The organism is Meiothermus sp., assembly GCF_025056915.1.
GTDB lineage: Bacteria > Deinococcota > Deinococci > Deinococcales > Thermaceae > Meiothermus.
In genome coordinates, this window is sequence record NZ_JANWVH010000029.1 from 1 (window position 1) to 17,416 (window position 17,416).

The following is a 17,416-nucleotide window of genomic DNA, read 5'->3' on the forward strand; positions in this document are numbered from 1 at the left end:
CGCCGCAGGCCCATCCCAAAGCGCCGAGGCTTTGAACATCGGCCAGGGCCGAGGTTCACATCGGGGATTAGCTAAGATTTCTCCTAGTTGTCCCCGACTTTGGGGCAGGTCACCTACGTGTTACTCACCCGTCCGCCACTAACTGCCGAAACAGTCCGTGCGACTTGCATGTCTTAGGCATACCGCCAGCGTTCACCCTGAGCCAGGATCAAACTCTCCAAAAGCATTCGCCGCAAAAGGCGAATCTGAGTAGACCTGTGTCGAAGGTCTTTCCCGTTTAAAGCGTCCGGGAAAACGACGTTTGGTACGTGTTTCTGCTGATCTTTCTTTGTCAAGGTGCTTGGCTACCTCGCGGCAGCGCAACGAGAAGTGTACCGACTACCCCCCAAGCTGTCAAGCCCTACCTGGCGGGGGGGCTGGGGCGGTCGAATAAGCTCATCTGTGCGGCCCGGAGTTGCAGGGCCCGCAGCAGGTCGGTTTTGCTCAGGATGCCCACCAGGTTGCCCTCGGCGTCGGTGATGAGCAGCCTCGAGAACCCCTGTTCGGCCATACGTTGCAAAGCCTCGAGGGCCTCGGCGGTTTCGTTGACCTGTAGAGGAGGGCGCATGCGCTCCATCACCCGGGTTTGCGGCGAGGCTCCTTGCAGGTCTTCCAGGCTGATCAGGCCCAGGAGCCGCCCCTCTTCCACCACCGGGTAGCCCACGTGCCGCTCCTGCATCATCTTTTCCAGGAGCTCGGCCACGCTCAGACCGGGTGGCACGGTGCTGACCTGGCGGGTCATCAGGTCTTGCACCCGCAGACCCTCGAGGGTGCGGTTCAGCACGGCTTGTTCGGCCTCGGCGCTGGCGGCCATGAAGACAAAAAACGCTATCAGGAGCATGAAGAGGTTGCCCACCAGCAAACCCAGCAAGCCCAGCCCAAAAGCCAGCACTTTGCTGGTGGTCACGGCGGTGCGGGTAGCGACGAGGTAGGGCTGGTAAAGCGCCAGCAGGCTGCGCAGAATGCGCCCGCCGTCCAAGGGCAGGGCCGGGAGCAAGTTGAACAGGGCCAGGCTGAGGTTGATGAAGCTCAAATAGCCCAGCAAGAACTGCCCTTCGGCGGCGGCAGCGGGAAGTAGGCTGCGCAGCAGACCAAATAGCCCCGAAAGCAGCACGCTTACGATGGGGCCGGCAATGGCAATCACCGCTTCGGCGCCACGGGCGCGGGGTATTTGCTCGAGCTGCGCCACCCCTCCCAGAAGCCACAGGGTAATCTCGCGGGTCTGAACCCCGTAGGCCCGCGCGGTGAGGGCATGCCCGAGCTCGTGAACGAGCACGCTCAGGAAAAGGCCCAAGGCTGCCAGCAGGCCCAGCAGGTAGGGGGTGGGGCCTTGTAACAGTTCCGGCGGCGCGCTGATTTGCAGCAGCCGCAGGTAGACCGGAAGCTGGCTGCCAATCAGGAAGGCAAACAAAGGGAGCACGATCAGGAAGCTCAGGTCGAGCGAGACCGGGATGCCCAGCACTGAAAAGGGAAGTCGGATTCCACGCGAGAACATATTTCCCATAGTAGCGCTTAGGGGACAGGCCTGCCGCCCGCGAAAACGAGCCCATCTCTGGGACGAGACCCATGTTTTTGTGGCCCCGGTTCTGTTCGAGACAAAGCTTTCTTGAAGTCAGATGGCCATATCGCGCTCTTCGCAGACGTGGCCACCCATCCAGGCCGTTACTGTTTTGTTCAGAACCAGGCTTTTTCGAACTCGAGTGGCTCATAATATGTGAAGAGCGCTCTAAGACTGTGAAGGGTGTTCTAGACTGAGAGGATGCGGCTGGTGCTGGTTCCAACGCCCATAGGCAACCTCGAGGACATCACCTTGCGGGCTATCCGCACACTTCGGGAGGCCGAGGTAGTGGCCTGCGAGGACACCCGGCGCACCGGTGTTTTGCTCAAGCACCTGGGCCTCTCCAAACCCCTGGTGCGGCTCGACCAGCACACCGTGGGCAACGCCAAGCGGCTGTTGGAGGGCTACGAGCAGGTGGCTTACGTGACCGATGCCGGCACGCCGGGTATCTCCGACCCGGGCGCCGAGCTGGTGGCCCTGGCCTTGAAGGAAGGCTGGCAGGTGGAGGTGTTGCCCGGCCCCACGGCCCTGATTCCGGCCCTGGTGGCCTCGGGCCTGCCCACCGCGCGCTTTACCTTTGAGGGATTCCTGCCCCAGAAGCGCTCGGAGCGCCGAGAGCGGCTGGAACAGGTTGCGGTGGGCCGCACCGTGGTGCTCTACGAGGCCCCCCACCGCTTGCAGGAAACCCTGCTTGACCTCCTCCAGGTCTACGGCCCCGAACACCCGGTGGCCATTGCCCGCGAAATTTCAAAGCTGCACGAGGAATTCTGGCGGGGTCGCCTGGGCGATGCGCGGGAGCATTTCAAAGAGCCCCGGGGCGAGTTCGTGCTGGTGTTGGGGCCAAAGATGCCGCAGGCCGAAGGCCCAAAGCCCAGAGCCGAAGATTTGCTGGCGCTGCTCAAGGAGCGGGGACTCAAAGGCAAGGAGCTGGTCAAAGCCTTGACCGAGGCGGGGGTTCCCCGCAACCAGGCCTATGCACTGGCCCACCTGCCGGAGGCACCGAAAAACCGATGAGATGGTGGGTCGGGTGTCTTGAACCTCGTTTTGAGGCATGTCGCAAGCCAGCGTGCTTTCGGCCTTCAGCCTTGGGCTTTGGGCATTACCAGGAATGACACAAAACAGACCATTCTGAGTAAACTAACAGGCAGTTTTTGGCTGGCGGCCCTAAGGTTTTGGTGAGGGGGTTCTGCACGTGGAGTTTTTGGGATGAAACGAATTGCGGTTTTTACCAGTGGAGGCGATGCCCCTGGCATGAATGCGGCCATTCGCGCGGTGGTGCGTACCGGTGTGGCCCACGGCCTGGAAGTGATAGGCATACGCGGCGGCTACCAGGGCATGATCGAGGGCGACTTCGTCCCGATGGGGCCCCGGGACGTGGCCAACACCCTGCAGCGTGGCGGCACGATTTTGCTGACCGCCCGCAGCAAGGAGTTCATGACCCCTGAAGGGCGGGCAAGGGCGGCGGAAAACCTGAAGAAAGCAGGAATAGACGGGGTAATTGCGATTGGCGGCAATGGAACCTACACCGGCGCTTCCAAGCTCATCGCCGAGCACCACTTTCCGGTGGTGGGGGTGCCGGGCACCATTGACAACGACCTGTACGGCACCGACTACACCATTGGTTTTGACACGGCGGTGAACACGGCTTTGGACGCCATAGACCGGATCCGCGACACGGCGGCCAGCCACTCGAGGGTCTTTTTCATCGAGGTGATGGGGCGGCATGCGGGCTTCATTGCCCTCGAGGTAGGTATTGCAGGTGGAGCCGAGGTGATCGTCATTCCTGAAATCCCCACCAGTGCCCAGGAATGTGCAGAAATCATCAACAAATCGGCAGAGAAGGGCAAGCGTTCCTCCATTGTGGTGGTGGCGGAGGGCGGCTATGAGGGCGGGGCTGAACAGCTGGCCAGGGATGTGCGGCAGTTCTCCGGTTTTGAGGGCCGGGTGACGGTGCTAGGCCACATCCAGCGCGGCGGCAGCCCCACCGCCAAAGACCGGGTGCTCGCCAGCCGCCTGGGGGCCGCGGCGGTGGAGGCGCTTTTGAGCGGGGCCAGCGGGGTGGCCATCGGCGAGGTCAACGGTGAAATTCGCCTCACGCCCTTCAAAGAGGCCATTGAAAAGCGCAAGGACATCGAGCGCAAGAAGCACGAGCTAGCCAGCGTACTGGCCCTGTAGAGCCCTCTTCACACCTCATGCGCCATTCGAGTTAGAGAAAGCCTGGTTCTGAACAGAACAGGGGCCGCCTGGATGGGCGGCCACGTCTGTGAAGAGCGCGATAGAAAAGGGAGTCCCTTTCCGGGGCTCCCTCTGGATATGGGAAAAAACTTATGGGACGACGAAATCACCGGATGTGCTGGCGGTTTTGTACTCGAGGCCCCCGACTGCGGCAAATCCAAGACCGAAAATAGCTTCCTCGCTCAAGAGCGCGGGGGCCGTGGAGAGCAGTTCGCTCAGGGTTTTGTTTGAAGTGACGGCCCGAACCAGCCATTCCACGCTCTCCCCGCTAAAGGGTTTGGCCGAAAAGCCGCCAAGGGCCGTAAGGTCGGGAAAGCTGTAGCTGGTGCTGCTACCCAACCAGCCTTTGCTGACAGTGGCGGCTAAAAACCCAACTGGGCTCCAGGCAATCAACATTTGGTAGGCCCTGAACTGAGGGTCGCTGGCCAGGTGCGTCAGGTTGTTGAAGGTTGGAAGGGCTGCGGGGTTCACGCTGTATCCGCCGGGCCATTCTGCAGGCAGGCTAAAGCTCAGGGCCGCTGGGGTCGAAAAGCTTCGAATGTGGGCTACCTCACGACCCAAACTGCTGGCCCAGCCAAGTGCAAAGTAAAGGTCTTCGGCGCCCGCGCCGGGAAGCGCTGCATAGCTGCCACCAGCGGATGTACCGCTGCCCACGCGTGCGTATGCATTGTTCTTGCTACGGAACCGAACCGAGTAACTGCCCGTAAAACCGGCGGGTGGTGTGAAGGCGTTGACCGTTTGGCTGGTTACAGCATCGGAGGCCGTCAGGGTGAAATTCTGGCCCGTCAGGTTGCTGCTGGCATTGAGATTGTGAACGATGCGGGCCCGTTGCAAGGTGGAGCTGCTGTTGAAGCCCAGCACAAGGAGATCCTGGCCGGAGCTCGAGGGGATATTGATGCTGTAGGAGCCGCCGTTGGCGATATCGGTGCCTTCCGAAATGAAGGCGCTGACACGGTAAGCACTCCCGGCCCCCAGGCCGGTGTTCACCGTGCCCTCCACCCGCGACAGATTTCCGTTCAGAGACCCACACATCACGCTGATCTTGGTGGTTTCCGCAATGGAGAGCTGGTAAATGCGGGCAAGTTGAACCGCACCCAGACCCAGGCCCAGTGTGAAGGGGCACGAGATAGCAACCCCGTAACGGGTTTCTCCGGAGGGCACGGTAAGTTTGAGCTGCCCTGTGGCGCTAGGCAACAGAGGCTGCCACGCCCCATTGCCAGTCTGAGCGGCAGCGGCCAGAGGATTAATGGGATTGTTGGCCAGGTCTATTACGCTGATCTCGACGATTGTGCCTGAGGGGCCACCCCCTCCACAGGCGGCTAAAATTGCACTCAGGGAACCATACAGAAAGAGCCTTTTTGCTGGCATTCAAACCTCCTTGCCCAGTGGTTTTCTGTTCGATGGCTTTGGTTGAGTTTGTTGTGGAAACCAAGAAATCTCCCTGCCCAAAACACGAAAACCAATCAAGGCGTCCAAACCCTACAAGCTTCAGCGTTATGTTTGCGTTACTTTGGGATAAGCCAAGCCGACCCGACCTGTTTAGGGGTTGAAGAACCGAGCCTTGGGTTTTAGCCTGCGCCACAACTACTTGGGGCCGAGGTGGCATCATGGGGACATGAAAGATCTCGAGGTCGCTACCCTGGGAGGTGGGTGTTTTTGGTGCTTGGAGGCCGTTTACAACGAGCTGAAAGGCGTAGCCAAGGTGGTGTCGGGGTACTCGGGGGGGCACGTCCCCAACCCCAGCTACGAGCAGGTCTGCGGCCAGCAAACCGGCCATGCCGAGGTGGTTCAGGTGACCTTTGACCCCCGTGTGGTTTCGTACCGCGAGATTTTAGAGGTGTTTTTCACCATTCACGACCCCACCACCCCCAACCGCCAGGGCAACGATGTGGGGCCGCAGTACCGCTCGGTCATTTTCTACCACTCAGCCGAGCAGAAGGCCGTGGCCGAAGAGGTGATGAAAGCCCAGCAGGAGGTGTGGGAAAACCCCATCGTGACCGAGCTGGTGGCTTTTGAGCGGTTTTATCCTGCCGAGGGCTACCACCAGCAATACTTCAAGCGCAACCCCGACCAGCCCTACTGCGTATTTGTGGTCGGCCCCAAGGTGACCAAGTTTCGCAAGCAATATTCTGACCGGCTGAAGAGCGCTTGGGCCTGATGGGGTTCGGTGCGCCGGTAGGGTTTTATCTGCATTCTGCGGTACACTCCTGACATGGCCCAGGGGCAGAGCAAAAGCAAGTATTACGTGGTCTGGAAGGGCCGCCAAACCGGCATCTTCTCTTCCTGGCCCGAAGCCGAGGCGCAGGTCAAGGGTTTTGTGGGGGCCCAATACAAGGCTTTTGGCAGCCCGGATGAGGCCCGGCGGGCCTTCGCTGGAAAGTTCGAGGATTACAGGGGCCAGAAAGCCAGTCAGGAGAGGCTTTTAGAGGTGCCACCCCCGCTCACCCCCAGCTACTGTGTGGATGCAGCCTGTAGCGGCAATCCGGGTTGGCTCGAGTACCGCTGCGTGGACACCCAGACGCGCAAGGAAATCTTTCGCCGGGGGCCCTTTGCCCAGGGCACCAACAACGTGGGGGAGTTTTTGGCCCTGGTGGAGGCCCTGATGTGGTGCCAGCAGAAGGGCTATGCATGGCCCATCTATTCGGACTCGGTGAATGCGATAGCCTGGGTCAAAGCCAAGCAAGCCCGCACCCACCTGAGGCGCACCCCTGAGAATGCCGAACTGTTCGAGCGGATAGCTCAGGCCGAGGCCTGGCTGCGCTCCCACCGCTACCCCAACCCGGTGCTCAAATGGCAGACCGAAAGCTGGGGAGAAAACCCCGCCGATTTTGGCCGCAAGTAGAGCGCTCTTCGCATGTTTTTTCCAGAAAGCTCTGTCCTGAACAGAACGAGGGCCGCGAAAATATGCGCCTCGGATTAGACGCCTGCCCATTTTCGTAGGCGGCCACGCCGGTGAAGAATGCGATTGGGGCCTAGGGGTGGTTGACGGATGGCAACAAGGCTGCCCTGAGGATGGGGTTCGCCGAGGCCCAGTCGAACAGGGGGCGGGCGAAGGGACTGCTCACGATGCCATCTTTGATGCCAGTGGGCATCTGTTCGGAGGGGTAGCGCAAGGCCCCGGTGGAGGCCACAAACTCGCTGGGGAAGCTGACCCAGATGGTGATGGCCAGGAACAGACCCCACAACAGCCCGCCAAAACCGCCCACAACGGCCTCGGCGGTGGGGGTCAAACGGGCGAGCGGAATGAGGTGGGTGACGTAGGCCATGCCCAGGCCCAGAACCAGTGCCAGCAGCGGCAGGACAAAATTGGGCACCCAGGGGGTGACCACCGGAGCCAGCAACACATACAGCACCAGCGCCGGGAGCACCGCCAGGGTAAAGGGAGCCCCCTGGCGGATGCCCACCGCCAGGGCTGCCGCGAGAACAAAGAGGGCCATCAGATCGAGCCAGCTCAACATTGATTTGCAGTATACCCGAGGCGCACCCCCCCGCAGCGCGTTTTTGACCCAGACCTGGCCAAACTGCGCTACTATAACGCTTATGAAGGAGCGCTTTTGCGAGGATGGACGGAGCCGCCTCGAGGCCCACCCGGACTACCAGGCCGAGCGGAAAGCCCGTGTGGAAGCCATCAAGGCCGAGTACGCCCCCCGGCTGGCGCAGGCGCGTGGCTTTCAGCGTTTGCGCCTAAAGTGGCAGATGTGGCAGGCCATCCGCCGGCTAGGCCCTTCGGAGGCGTCGCTGTGGGGGGCTGCGGGCGTCAGCGCCGAATGGCGAAGCCCTGCTGCTCCAGAGCAGTGATGATGCTTTGCATGAAGGCGTCGGTCTCGAGGTCGGTCAGGGTGCGCTCGGGGTGGCGGAAGGTGAGGTGAAAAGCCAGGCTCTTTTCGCCCTCCCGGAGCGGTTTGCCCCGGTACACATCGAAGATTTCCAGCTTCTCCAGCCGTTCGCCGGCGCTGCTGCGGATGATGCGCTCAATTTCGGCATAGGGGGTGCGCTCGGGGGCGACCACGGCCAGGTCGCGCATGGAGGCCGGGTATTTGGCGATGTCGGTGAAGGTGCCGGGGCCTTTGCGCAGAGGCAATGCGAGCTCGAGCAAGAACACCGTCGGCAGTTCCAAAGCGGCGGCGATGGCCGGGTGCAAAGCCCCGATGTGGCCTGCTTTCTGGTCGTTCCAGTAAACGGCCCCGCTGATGCCGGGGTGCAGGTAGGGCGCGACCTCCTGCTCGACCCGCACCCGGCTGCCCAGGTTCCGCGCGGCGGCCTCGAGCAGCCCCTTGAGGGCGAAGAAACCCCCGCCCAGGCCCTTCTGCCAAAGCCCCGGCACCGCATCGCCCAGAAGCAAAGCCGAGAGGCGGGGGGTTTCGGCCTGGTTGAAGACATTGCCGACCTCAAAAAGGAGGAAAGGCCCCTCTTCGCCCTGGGCCAGGGCGGTTTGCAGGTTCTTGAGCAGGCCGGGGTAGAGCGCGGTGCGAAGGGCGGTGCGCTCGGGGGTCTGGGGGTTTTGCATATAGACGCTGGGGGCTGGCGCCCGCATCAGCTCGCACTCCTGGGGCGACGACCAGGCGTAGTTCAACACCTCCTGGAAACCCAGCCCGGCCATCACCTGCTTAAGCCGCTCGGTGGCCTCGTAGGGTGCGTCCACGCCCAGGTTGTCGGGGTGAGGGAAGAAGCTGGGCAGGGTGGTGGGAATCTGGTCGTAGCCCACGATGCGGGCTATCTCCTCGATCAGGTCTTCCTCGAGGCCGAGGTCTACCCGGTGGCTGGGCGGCGTGACCTCCCAGACCCCTGACTGGACGGAAGGCTGCACGCTGCAACCCAGGCGCTCTAGCACCTCGCGCTGGGTGGCCTCGGGGTAGTCCATGCCCACCAGCCTCGAGGCGTAGCTGGGACGGAAGGAAATGGGCTGAGGGGGCCGGGTGTGGTTCAGGTCGAGGCGTTCCTGGGCCACCTCGACCCCCTCGCTCCAGGACTGCAAAAGCTCCATGAAGCGGTCGGCGGCCCGCGGCGGCCCCTCGGGGTCCACCCCGCGTTCGAAGCGGTAAGAAGCCTCGGTCTTGAGGCCCTGGCGCTTGGCGGTGCGGCGCACCCGCACGGGGTCGAAGTGGGCGACCTCGAGGGCCACCTCGGTGGTGCCCTCGCGGATCTCGTCCTCGGCCCCGCCCATCACCCCGGCCAGCCCGGCGGGGCGGGTCTGGGAGCCTTCCTTGACCGCAATGAGCAGGTCGCGCTCGTCCAGGGTGCGCTCCACCCCGTCCAGCGTGACCAGCTTCTCGCCGGGGCGGGCCCGGCGCACGACCAGCCCTTCGCCGATGAATGCGGCGTCGTAGGCGTGCATGGGGTTGCCAAGCTCGAGCATGGCGTAGTTGGTGGCGTCCACCACGTTGGAGATGGGGCGCATCCCGGCAGCGTACAGGCGGCGCTGCACCAGGAGCGGGCTGGGGCCTACCCGCACCCCCCGCGCATAGGAGAGGGTGAAGCGGTCGCAGCCCTCGGTGTCTTCAATCCAGACCCCAAAGGGCAGGGCCAGGGGGGTGGTTTTGGGCTTGGGGTGGGGCCTGACCAGGCTCAGGCCCAGGGCGGCCAGGTCGCGGGCCACCCCGTACACCGAGAGCCAGTCCGGGCGGTTGGGGGTAATCTCGATTTCGATCACCTCGTCGGGGCCCCAGACCTCGGCCAGGGGGGTGCCGGGGGGCAGGGCCTCGGGGGCGAACTCCAGGAGGCCGCCGGCATACTCCCCCAAGCCCAGCTCCTTGGCCGAAAGGGCCATGCCATAAGACTCGAGTCCGGCAATTTTCCGCACCCCCAGCTCGGTTCCGTCGGGCAACACTGCCCCCGGCAGGGCCAGCGCCACCCCCATCCCGGCCCTGGCGTTGGGCGCGCCGGAGACCACCTGCACCTCCCGCCCGATGTCCAGCACCAGCCGGCGCACCTCCTTGCCTTCCAGGTTGTCGGCGGCCAGCACCCGGGCAAACACGATGCGGCTGTGTGGAGCGGTCAGGCCAGTGATGGACTCGGTCTCGAGGCCCAGCCCGGCCAAAAGCTCTTCCAATCGCGCGCTGCCGGGCGCATCGGGCAGGAATTCCTTGAGCCAGCTATAGACGATTTTCATGGAAACCTCGTTTTAGGCAAAGGCAACTTACATCTGGTTCTGTCGGCCCGGATTCTTTCAAGGCGTCACATGTCGCAGGTCTTTGATGGTTGGCTGCGGGCAGGCGCCATAGCTAACCTCTGAACTGCCGCAAAAAGCTCAGGCGGTTCTGGTAGAAGTAGCGAATATCCGGGATGCCGTAGCGCAGCAAGGCCAGCCGCTCGACCCCCATTCCAAAAGCCCAGCCGGTCATGCCCTCGTAGGCCCTGGGCAGGCCCTGCTGCTCGCGGTAGTCGTCCACGGCCTTGAACAGGTAGGGGTGCACCATGCCCGCCCCGCCGAGCTCGAGCCACTTCTGCCGCTCGGGCCACCACATGGCAAACTGTACCCCCGGCTCCACAAAGGGGAAGTAGGTCGGCTGGAAGCGGGCCTTGCCCTCCTCGCCAAATAGCCCCCGGGCCAGCTCGCTGATGGCTCCTTTGAGGTCGGCCATGGTGATGTCGGGCCCCACCACCAGGCCCTCGAGCTGATGGAACATGGCCTCGTGCGAGGCGTCGGTCTGCTCGTAGCGGAACACCCGCCCCGGCACCACAATCCGAAAGGGCGGGGTGTGCTGGATCATGTAGCGAATCTGCATCCCCGAGGTGTGGGTGCGCAGCACCGCCCCCCCCAGGCTGTTCACGCTCTCGCCGAAGGGGCCCCGGATGGTGAAGCCGGGCCCTGGGTCGAACGTCACCCAGAAGGTATCCTGCATGTCCCGCGCGGGGTGCCACTCGGGCATGTTGATGGCGTCGAAGTTGAAGAACTCGCTCTCCACCTCCGGCCCCTCCACCACGCTAAAGCCCTGCTTGCGAAAGATGCCCACCAGCTCTTGCAGAATCAGGCTGGTGATGTGCAGCCCGCCCGAGGGAAAGGCATAGCCGGGGAGCGAAACGTCCAGGGACTCCTGCAAAAGCCGCTCTTGCAGGGCCTGTTCCCTGAGCCAGGCCTCGCGGGCCTCGAGGGCTTTTTCCAGGGCCTCCTTCCACTCGTTCAAAACCCGGCCCTTTTCCCTGCGTTCTTCGGGCGCGAGCCGACCCAGGGTTTTCATCTCCTGGGTGAGCAGGCCATTCTTGCCCAGATACTGTACCTTCAGGCCCTGCAGGCTCTCCAGCGTGGGGGCCTTGCCAATCTCCTCCAGTGCTGCTTCAAGGTTCATCCAGCCTCCCAAAAAACCCCGCCCAGTCTACCCAAAAGCGATGGGCGGCACACAGGCCGCCCACGAGAGAGTGTTGCATCTCCCGCGGGCCTACCTAAAAAACCACCTCCCGACCATAACCGGCCCCCAGCCTACCACCCCCAGGAAAGCCGGGTCAATCGTCACAGGCTGCTCCACCACCGCAAGGCGCTCCCAGCTTTGACCATTGGAGTTGAAACGTGCCCTTGGAGCCGCATCTCCGCAGAGAGGCTGTAAGCCCAGGAGCCGCCCTCACGGTTGCCTTCATCCATCTGTGCCACACTGGGCTCGATGACCTACGAGGCCTTTGTCGAGACCGCCGAGCGATTGTGGGAGGAAATCCCCGCCGAGTACAAGCGCGGGCTTCACGGCATTCATATACTGGAACAGCTCAAACCCGACCCCGACGAACCCGAACTGCTGCGCCTGGGCGAGTACCACGACCCCGGCTACCCTTCGGTGCTGGGGGGCTACGAGGGCATAGGCCGGCACATCGTCCTTTACTACGGCTCGTTCGCGGCCCTGGCCGCCCATGACCCCGATTTCGACTGGGAGGGGGAAATCTGGGAAACCCTGCTGCACGAGCTTCGCCACCACCTAGAGTCGCTGGCCTGGCGGGACGACCTCGTTCGGGAGGACATCCAGAACCTGCGGCAGTATCGAGAACGGCAGGAGTGACCGGAGCTGTGTGTCTGTGTGCAACGATAAACCAGATTCGCTTGGTTTGTGAGGCAGAAGCCAGCCCTGCCGTGGTTGTCCGTGCAAAAAATACTGCCCCGAAGTGCTTCGGGCAAACCGGCCAGAGGGAGTTTCCACCCACGCGCCCCAAAAGGTGCTGGTCTGCCCAAAGCTGGCGTGACCCATTTCAGGCCCGGTTCGGTCTGCGTATGATTTTTCCGTGGACTACGAGGTACTCATCGTGGGTGCGGGGTTTGCCGGTTCCGAAGCTGCGTATGCCCTGGCTAAGCGAGGGGTGCGGGTGGGGCTGGTGACCACCAGCCTGGACTCGGTCTTCCTGCCCTTCACCCCCATCCAGCCTCCCTTCCCCCAGGGTTCGCTGCTGGCCGAGGTGGGCCAGGACGGGCTTAGGGGCTGGGAGTTGCACAGCCGGGCCAAGTATCGCCTGGAAAACCAGCCCAACCTGCACCTCCTGCAACTCTCGGTCACCCGTTTGCTGCTGGAAGGGCCGGGGGTGGTGGGCATCCAGAGCTGGGAAGGCCCGCGCAAGACTGCGCCCAAGGTGGTTCTGGCGGTGGGGAGCTTTCTTTCGCCCAGGCTCTATATAGGCAGCGTGGCCGAGGAGGCCGGGCGGCTCTCGGAGGTGGCCTACCCCGACCTGTACGAGCACCTTCAGCAGCTTGGTTTTGCCTTCACCACCCAGGAGGCCCAGGTGGCCGAGCAGGGCGGAACCCCCGGCTACCGGGTGGAGTACCGGGTTTTCGCCGAGGGCGAGTGGGATCGGGCCACCTTCCGGCTTTGGCGCTTGGAGGGGCTGTACGCGGTGGGCCTGTGCGTGCTGGGGCAGGGGAGTTATGCTCGGATGGCCGAGGAAGGGATGCGGCTGGCGGAAAGCCTCCGGCCAGGGGCTGAGAGCTGACGCAAGAAGAGGGGTAGGTCGTAAGTCCACAGTCAACACTCCCTGGTGGAAAGTCGAAAGTGGACTGTGGGGGGGATGTTTGCGGGCCGAGGGGCGCCACCTGCGGCTACAGAAGCCGTTGGGATTTGGCTTCAACCAACTCGAGTATTTTTCTGTCCAGCCGCGACAAGGGGCGGTGTGCGGGGTTTTCCTGGGCCGCCCAGGGGGCCCGGTAGACCCGGATGCTGAGCTTGCGGTGGGTGAAGTCGTGGCGCAGGGCGCCCACCGGCTCGGCTGTTTCCAGCCCGAAACGGGCCAGAAGACGCTCCAAAGCCCCCGGGCCTTCCTCCATGGGAACCCCCCACAGCCCGCCCAGCACCCGGCCCCGGCGCTGCTCCAGGAAGATGCCCCCAGGCCCCTGCAAGACCAGGGCGGCGACCTCGAGGTTCTTCTGCTGGCGCCTCCTGGGGGCAGGGTAGCGCTCGGGGTGGGCTTTCCCCCGGCAAAAGCCGGCCAGCGGGCAGCCTCCGCAGCCTGGGTTCTGGGGGGTGCAGACCGTGGCCCCCAGCTCCATCAGAGCCTGGTTCCAGTCGCCGGGCCGGGCTCCGCTGCCCAATAGCCCCGCCATCAGGGCATCGGCAGCGGCCTGAAGCGCTTTGGGGGTCGGGTTTTCCCAGGCATACAGGCGCGACAGCACCCGCCGCACATTGCCATCCACGGCTGCCACTGGCTCGCCAAAGGCAATGGAAGCCACCGCTGCGGCGGTGTAGGGGCCAATGCCGGGCAGGGCCCGCAGCTCTGCATACGACCGGGGCAAGGCCGTGACCTGCTGGGCCAGCCGGTGCAGGTGGCGGGCCCGGGCGTAGTAGCCACAGCCCTGCCAGGCCCTCAAAACGGCCTCGAGGTCGGCCTGGGCCAGCGCAGCCAGGGTGGGAAACTGCTGTAAAAAACGCCGGTAGTAGGGGATGGCCTGCTCAACCTGGGTTTGCTGCAACAGCACCTCCGAGAGCAGGATCCGGTAGGGGTCGGCCTCGCCTCGCCAGGGCAGCTTGCGCTGGTGGCGCCGGTACCAGGTCAGCAAGAGGCGGTGCAGGTCGCCGGGCATTTGGGGTGGGGCCTCTCCTTGGGGCCTAGCCTTGCGAAACCAGTTGCCGGTGCACCACCATCAAGCACCGATCCTGCACCACCCTAATCCCGGCCTGCTGCAGGGTTTCGGCGAAGGCGTGGTTCACGATTCCCGATTGCAGCCAGACCAGCCGGGGCCGGGCGGCCAGAATCTCTTCCAGGTGCTCGGGCAAGGCATCGCTGCGGCGGAACACGTCCAGGATGTCCGGGGCTTCGCCCAGGTCGGTCAGCCGGGCCACGATTTTGCGGCCCCACAGCTCCTGCCCGGCATAGGCGGGGTTGACCGGAAGCAGGGTATAGCCCCGCTGCCTGAGGTAGTCGGGCACGTAGAAAGCCGGTTTGCTGGGGTTGGGGTGGGCACCCAGAACGGCCACGGTGCGGGCCTGAAGCAAGAACTCACGCAGGTTGTCCACCCTGGCCTCCTAAAAGCGCGATTATCTCGCCAAACCCGGCCTCCTCGGCGACTTGCAGGGGGGTTTTGCCCTGGAAGTCGGGCTTGTTCAGGTCGGGGTGGGCGTGCTCCAATAGCCAGCGCACCACCTCGGTGTGGCCCCGCCGAACCGCCAGGCTCAAAGCCTGCTGCACCCCTGCCCGGGCCCCCTGCCCCCAGACCAGCTCGAGCATCTTTGGCAGCCCCGAGAGCGCCGCGTGGGGCAGCAGGGGGATGCCGTGGGCGCCTTTGTACTGGGCTAGGGCCGGGTTTTGCTGAAGCATCCCCCGCACGCGGGCCAGGTCGCCCAGCATGGCGGCGGTTGTGATTTCCAGGGGCGCTCCCTGGGCCAGCAGGTACTCTGCGATGGCCCGCTGTCCGGTGTGGGCCGCTGCTTGGATGGCGGTCTCGAGGTCGCCGGGCCGCCACTCGGCGGCCAGGTTCAAAAGCTCGGGGGTTTCCCTGAGCAAAGCCTGCACCTCGTTCAAATCGCCGTGGGCGGCCATCACAAACGCGCGGATGCGTTCGGGGGTGGGCATACCCTAAGCCTACCGCAGAAAGCGCTCGGGGTGGGTGGCCTGGTAGAGCCGCCAGGTATCCCAGTCCCGCGGCAGATTCCGGCCCTCCGCCCAGCTCCAGAAGTTCATCAGCATCGAGCGGGCGGTGCGGGTCTCGTGGTAGAAGATGTCGGCCCCCAAGCCCCCCTCTTCCATCAGGCCCGAGTCGTAGTAGGCTTGCAGCGCCGCCTGCAGGTTGTAGGGTATCTGGCGGAAGTCCACCTGGACGTGGTTCTCGCCGACCTCCACCACCACGTACTGGGCCCGCACGTCCCCGTTGAAGGGGGCCCCCACCGCCCCGCTGTTGATGACCAGGGCCTCGCCCAGCGGGTACATGAAGGGGCGGTGGGTGTGCGAGCCGACCAGGAGGCGGGCCGGGTAGTCCTCGCAAATTTGGGTGAGGGTGTCGGGGGCCTGGTGCTCGTCGTAGCCCTCCCGGTAGTGGCGGGGCGAGCCGTGGGTAACCCGTATAAGCACGCTTTCGCCCAGTCCTTCGGCTTTATCCAGCCCAAACACCCGCTGGGGCAGCTCCGCGATGGCTACCTGGAAGGGCAGGGTGCTCAGCCAGTCCAGGTGGGCCTGGGGGAGCCGGGCGACCGACCAGGCGGTGGGCTCGAACAAGGGGTCGTGGTAGAGGTTGGCCAGCGAGGGGTCGCGCCGGGCCCACTTCACCAGCAGGTCGTCGTGGTTGCCCAGGGTGAACCAGAAGCCCTGGGGGGCCAGGGTGCGCTGCTTGGAAGCAGATAAGTCCAGCAGGCGCTCCAGTACCTCGCGGTTGGAAGGCCCCCGATTGACCATGTCGCCGTTGACCACGACCAAATCGGCCCGCACCTCTTGCAGGTCGCTCAGGACGGCCTCGAGGGCCGGAAGGTTGCCGTGGATATCCGACAGGATGGCTACACGCATACTAGTTTCCGGGCAGGAAGGGGCTGCCTTGAAGGGAGACGATGCCGGTCGCAAGGGCCACCAGGGCCAGCAGGCTGACCAGGCTCAGAGCCTGCAAAAACAGCCAGAAAAACTCGCGCAGGCCCCACAGCGGCGAGGTTTTGGGGGTCTGGCGCAGCCACAAAAAGCCTGCCAGGGCAATCGCCCACAAAAAAGCCAGGACAACCAGCGCTCTACCCACACCGTCTTAAGGGTAGCAGCTGGCCCCGGTTCAAAACTGCAAGGTTTCCACCTTTTGGCCAGCCTGCTGCAATAGCCTCGCTAGAGGCCGCTCTGGGCCGTTGCTGTTTGGCGGGTGCTTTTTTACCGACCCCCCTCGCCCGAATCCGAGCTGGTGCCTGAGCCAGGGATTCCGCTTCGCGGGTTGGGGGCTTGTCCGGCGTTCACGCTGGCCCAGGCGTAGGAAGAGCGCAGCAAATCCAGGTCTTTCTGATCCACCACGCCATCGCCGTTGAGGTCGCCTTCCAGTTTGGGGGCCGGGGGGGTGGGCGCAGGCTGGCCCTGGGTGGGGGTTGGGCCGGGTTGGGTTGACGGCGGGGTGGGTTGCGTCGGCTCGGGTTGTGAAGCCTGTGCTTGCTCCGGTTGGGGTGGCGGGGCTTGGCCAGGTTGGGGTGGCTGCGCTTGTTCAGGTTGTGTGGGCTGCGCTTGTTCAGGTTGCGGTGGCGGGGCTTGTTCAGGTTGTGTGGGCTGGGCAGGGCTTTGGGGTGCGCTGGCAGGGGTTGTGGCTGCCTGGCTTTCGGCGGGGGCTGCCGGGGCGGGGGTGGGGTTGTTGGCAGGGGCCTGGGCTAAGCGGCGGCCCCAGTTGCGGGCAAGGGCCTCGAGGTCGCTGTACTTGTAACGCCCCTGGGTGCTCAGCCGTTCGATGGGCTGGGCATTGCCGGCCAGCTTGCTGTTCTTGTCGTAGAAGGCCACCCTGGTCTCGCGGAAGCTCGCCTCGGGCCGGACTTTTTTCTCGGGCAGGGGGGTGGCGGTAAAGCGGAAGACCTCAAAGTCCTTGCGGGGGCCGGTAAAGGCCGCGTCTATGTCCACCACGCCCTTTTCCTCGTCGTAGCGAAGCACATAGAGCACGCCGGAATCGGCCTTGAAGCTGTCCAGGGCGGCTTTCAGGTCCTTGAGGGCAATCTGGGCGTGGAAGCCCCGGGCCTCGCGGTCGCGTACCCGGAACAGGTAGGGGAAGGGGTCGGTGACCTCGGCCAGGGGAAAGACCTGATCGAGCCGGGGGGGCGGGGTTTCGCCAATGCTCAGGGTCACCTTCTGGGTGCGGCTGGACAGGTTGGCGTCCTCCACGCTTACGGTCAGCTCGAATGTGCCCTTCTCCTGGGGGGTGCCGCTGATGCGCCCGCTGCTGTAGCTGAGCCCTTTGGGCAGGTTGCCCTCGAGGCTGAACCGGTAGGGCCGGATGCCGCCGTCGGCGGTGAGGGTGACGTTGTAGGGTTCGTCTACATACCCTGGGTCGAATCGCAGCGTAAGGCGCAGGGGTTGTCGGCTTTGATTGGTTTGGTTATCGGAACCACAAGATGCAAGCAGAAGGCTGGCGGCCAGGAGCAAACCCGGCCAGACCACTCCCCACGCGACAAACCTGGGCATACCTTCAGTTTAGGCGCCAAGATGAAGCTTCGTTGTGAAAATGGCCCTGGTGCCTTTGAC

Annotated in this window: 18 protein-coding genes and 1 rRNA gene; 7 read left to right on the plus strand and 12 right to left on the minus strand. The window is 64.0% G+C overall.

Features of this window, described 5'->3' with window-relative positions:
• Positions 1-224 (minus strand): 16S ribosomal RNA (locus tag NZN28_RS06490); the annotation flags it as partial.
• Between the two features lie 176 nt (positions 225-400).
• The gene (locus NZN28_RS06495) at positions 401-1,534 is read right to left on the minus strand and encodes a site-2 protease family protein (protein WP_295396344.1); all 1,134 of its coding nucleotides are present in this window, start codon (positions 1,532-1,534) and stop codon (positions 401-403) included.
• A 264-nt stretch (positions 1,535-1,798) separates the two neighbouring features.
• Between NZN28_RS06495 and rsmI the strand changes: the two genes are divergently transcribed.
• Together rsmI and pfkA are read left to right on the plus strand one after the other, a co-directional pair.
• Positions 1,799-2,611: a 16S rRNA (cytidine(1402)-2'-O)-methyltransferase gene (gene rsmI, locus NZN28_RS06500; RefSeq protein ID WP_295396345.1), complete on the plus strand. Its 813-nt coding sequence runs from the start codon at positions 1,799-1,801 to the stop codon at positions 2,609-2,611.
• 192 nt (positions 2,612-2,803) lie between these two features.
• Entirely contained in the window at positions 2,804-3,772 is a 969-nt protein-coding gene (gene pfkA, locus NZN28_RS06505; RefSeq protein ID WP_295396348.1) for a 6-phosphofructokinase, read from the plus strand.
• 150 nt (positions 3,773-3,922) lie between these two features.
• On the opposite strand, the gene NZN28_RS06510 is transcribed toward pfkA, so the two are convergent.
• Positions 3,923-5,200, minus strand: a complete 1,278-nt coding sequence (locus tag NZN28_RS06510; RefSeq protein ID WP_295396350.1) for a hypothetical protein — start codon at positions 5,198-5,200, stop codon at positions 3,923-3,925.
• 247 nt (positions 5,201-5,447) lie between these two features.
• Here NZN28_RS06510 and msrA point away from each other — a divergent pair, with 247 nt between their 5' ends.
• The gene (gene msrA / locus NZN28_RS06515; RefSeq protein WP_295396352.1) at positions 5,448-5,990 is read left to right on the plus strand and encodes a peptide-methionine (S)-S-oxide reductase MsrA; all 543 of its coding nucleotides are present in this window, start codon (positions 5,448-5,450) and stop codon (positions 5,988-5,990) included.
• A 54-nt stretch (positions 5,991-6,044) separates the two neighbouring features.
• Positions 6,045-6,674 (plus strand): viroplasmin family protein, encoded by a 630-nt coding sequence (locus tag NZN28_RS06520; protein WP_295396354.1) that lies wholly within the window; start codon positions 6,045-6,047, stop codon positions 6,672-6,674.
• Positions 6,675-6,804: 130 nt separating this feature from the next.
• Here NZN28_RS06520 and NZN28_RS06525 read toward each other — a convergent pair whose 3' ends face one another.
• Positions 6,805-7,290 carry a hypothetical protein gene (locus NZN28_RS06525; protein WP_295396357.1) on the minus strand — a complete coding sequence of 162 codons (486 nt, stop codon included), beginning with the start codon at positions 7,288-7,290 and terminating at the stop codon, positions 6,805-6,807.
• 82 nt (positions 7,291-7,372) lie between these two features.
• Here NZN28_RS06525 and NZN28_RS06530 point away from each other — a divergent pair, with 82 nt between their 5' ends.
• Positions 7,373-7,630: a hypothetical protein gene (locus NZN28_RS06530; protein WP_295396360.1), complete on the plus strand. Its 258-nt coding sequence runs from the start codon at positions 7,373-7,375 to the stop codon at positions 7,628-7,630.
• Here the strand turns inward: NZN28_RS06530 and pheT are convergent.
• Together pheT and pheS are read right to left on the minus strand one after the other, a co-directional pair.
• Positions 7,590-9,941 (minus strand): phenylalanine--tRNA ligase subunit beta, encoded by a 2,352-nt coding sequence (gene pheT, locus NZN28_RS06535; RefSeq protein ID WP_295396362.1) that lies wholly within the window; start codon positions 9,939-9,941, stop codon positions 7,590-7,592. The genes NZN28_RS06530 and pheT overlap by 41 nt on opposite strands.
• A 112-nt stretch (positions 9,942-10,053) precedes the next feature.
• Complete coding sequence (gene pheS, locus NZN28_RS06540) at positions 10,054-11,118, minus strand: phenylalanine--tRNA ligase subunit alpha (protein WP_295396364.1); 1,065 nt, start codon at positions 11,116-11,118, stop codon at positions 10,054-10,056.
• Between the two features lie 309 nt (positions 11,119-11,427).
• Here pheS and NZN28_RS06545 point away from each other — a divergent pair, with 309 nt between their 5' ends.
• Both NZN28_RS06545 and NZN28_RS06550 read left to right on the plus strand, forming a co-directional pair.
• Positions 11,428-11,814 carry a metallopeptidase family protein gene (locus tag NZN28_RS06545; protein WP_295396367.1) on the plus strand — a complete coding sequence of 129 codons (387 nt, stop codon included), beginning with the start codon at positions 11,428-11,430 and terminating at the stop codon, positions 11,812-11,814.
• Between the two features lie 220 nt (positions 11,815-12,034).
• Positions 12,035-12,733, plus strand: coding sequence for an FAD-dependent oxidoreductase (locus NZN28_RS06550; protein WP_295396370.1), 699 nt, complete (start codon positions 12,035-12,037; stop codon positions 12,731-12,733).
• Between the two features lie 106 nt (positions 12,734-12,839).
• On the opposite strand, the gene NZN28_RS06555 is transcribed toward NZN28_RS06550, so the two are convergent.
• From NZN28_RS06555 to NZN28_RS06580, 6 genes are all read right to left on the minus strand, one after another.
• Complete coding sequence (locus NZN28_RS06555) at positions 12,840-13,817, minus strand: A/G-specific adenine glycosylase (RefSeq protein ID WP_295396373.1); 978 nt, start codon at positions 13,815-13,817, stop codon at positions 12,840-12,842.
• Between the two features lie 25 nt (positions 13,818-13,842).
• Entirely contained in the window at positions 13,843-14,250 is a 408-nt protein-coding gene (locus tag NZN28_RS06560) for a CoA-binding protein (RefSeq protein ID WP_295396376.1), read from the minus strand.
• The gene (locus NZN28_RS06565; RefSeq protein WP_295396380.1) at positions 14,234-14,806 is read right to left on the minus strand and encodes an ankyrin repeat domain-containing protein; all 573 of its coding nucleotides are present in this window, start codon (positions 14,804-14,806) and stop codon (positions 14,234-14,236) included. The genes NZN28_RS06560 and NZN28_RS06565 overlap by 17 nt, the downstream gene beginning before the upstream one ends.
• A gap of 9 nt (positions 14,807-14,815) precedes the next feature.
• Complete coding sequence (locus NZN28_RS06570; protein WP_295396383.1) at positions 14,816-15,730, minus strand: metallophosphoesterase; 915 nt, start codon at positions 15,728-15,730, stop codon at positions 14,816-14,818.
• Position 15,731: 1 nt separating this feature from the next.
• Positions 15,732-15,950 (minus strand): hypothetical protein, encoded by a 219-nt coding sequence (locus NZN28_RS06575; protein WP_295396386.1) that lies wholly within the window; start codon positions 15,948-15,950, stop codon positions 15,732-15,734.
• A 122-nt stretch (positions 15,951-16,072) separates the two neighbouring features.
• Positions 16,073-17,356, minus strand: a complete 1,284-nt coding sequence (locus NZN28_RS06580; protein WP_295396389.1) for a putative Ig domain-containing protein — start codon at positions 17,354-17,356, stop codon at positions 16,073-16,075.
• Positions 17,357-17,416 lie beyond the last annotated feature (60 nt).

What these genes read in the sequence shown, in the direction of transcription:
- NZN28_RS06530 (WP_295396360.1), top strand. Translation starts at nt 7,373, where the DNA reads ATGAAGGAGCGCTTTTGCGAGGATGGACGGAGCCGCCTCGAGGCCCAC.
- NZN28_RS06510 (WP_295396350.1), bottom strand. Translation starts at nt 5,200, where the DNA reads ATGCCAGCAAAAAGGCTCTTTCTGTATGGTTCCCTGAGTGCAATTTTA.
- pheT (WP_295396362.1), bottom strand. Translation starts at nt 9,941, where the DNA reads ATGAAAATCGTCTATAGCTGGCTCAAGGAATTCCTGCCCGATGCGCCC.
- NZN28_RS06555 (WP_295396373.1), bottom strand. Translation starts at nt 13,817, where the DNA reads ATGCCCGGCGACCTGCACCGCCTCTTGCTGACCTGGTACCGGCGCCAC.
- NZN28_RS06545 (WP_295396367.1), top strand. Translation starts at nt 11,428, where the DNA reads ATGACCTACGAGGCCTTTGTCGAGACCGCCGAGCGATTGTGGGAGGAA.
- NZN28_RS06570 (WP_295396383.1), bottom strand. Translation starts at nt 15,730, where the DNA reads ATGCGTGTAGCCATCCTGTCGGATATCCACGGCAACCTTCCGGCCCTC.
- NZN28_RS06580 (WP_295396389.1), bottom strand. Translation starts at nt 17,356, where the DNA reads ATGCCCAGGTTTGTCGCGTGGGGAGTGGTCTGGCCGGGTTTGCTCCTG.
- pfkA (WP_295396348.1), top strand. Translation starts at nt 2,804, where the DNA reads ATGAAACGAATTGCGGTTTTTACCAGTGGAGGCGATGCCCCTGGCATG.
- NZN28_RS06565 (WP_295396380.1), bottom strand. Translation starts at nt 14,806, where the DNA reads ATGCCCACCCCCGAACGCATCCGCGCGTTTGTGATGGCCGCCCACGGC.
- pheS (WP_295396364.1), bottom strand. Translation starts at nt 11,118, where the DNA reads ATGAACCTTGAAGCAGCACTGGAGGAGATTGGCAAGGCCCCCACGCTG.
- NZN28_RS06525 (WP_295396357.1), bottom strand. Translation starts at nt 7,290, where the DNA reads ATGTTGAGCTGGCTCGATCTGATGGCCCTCTTTGTTCTCGCGGCAGCC.
- rsmI (WP_295396345.1), top strand. Translation starts at nt 1,799, where the DNA reads ATGCGGCTGGTGCTGGTTCCAACGCCCATAGGCAACCTCGAGGACATC.
- NZN28_RS06495 (WP_295396344.1), bottom strand. Translation starts at nt 1,534, where the DNA reads ATGTTCTCGCGTGGAATCCGACTTCCCTTTTCAGTGCTGGGCATCCCG.
- msrA (WP_295396352.1), top strand. Translation starts at nt 5,448, where the DNA reads ATGAAAGATCTCGAGGTCGCTACCCTGGGAGGTGGGTGTTTTTGGTGC.
- NZN28_RS06520 (WP_295396354.1), top strand. Translation starts at nt 6,045, where the DNA reads ATGGCCCAGGGGCAGAGCAAAAGCAAGTATTACGTGGTCTGGAAGGGC.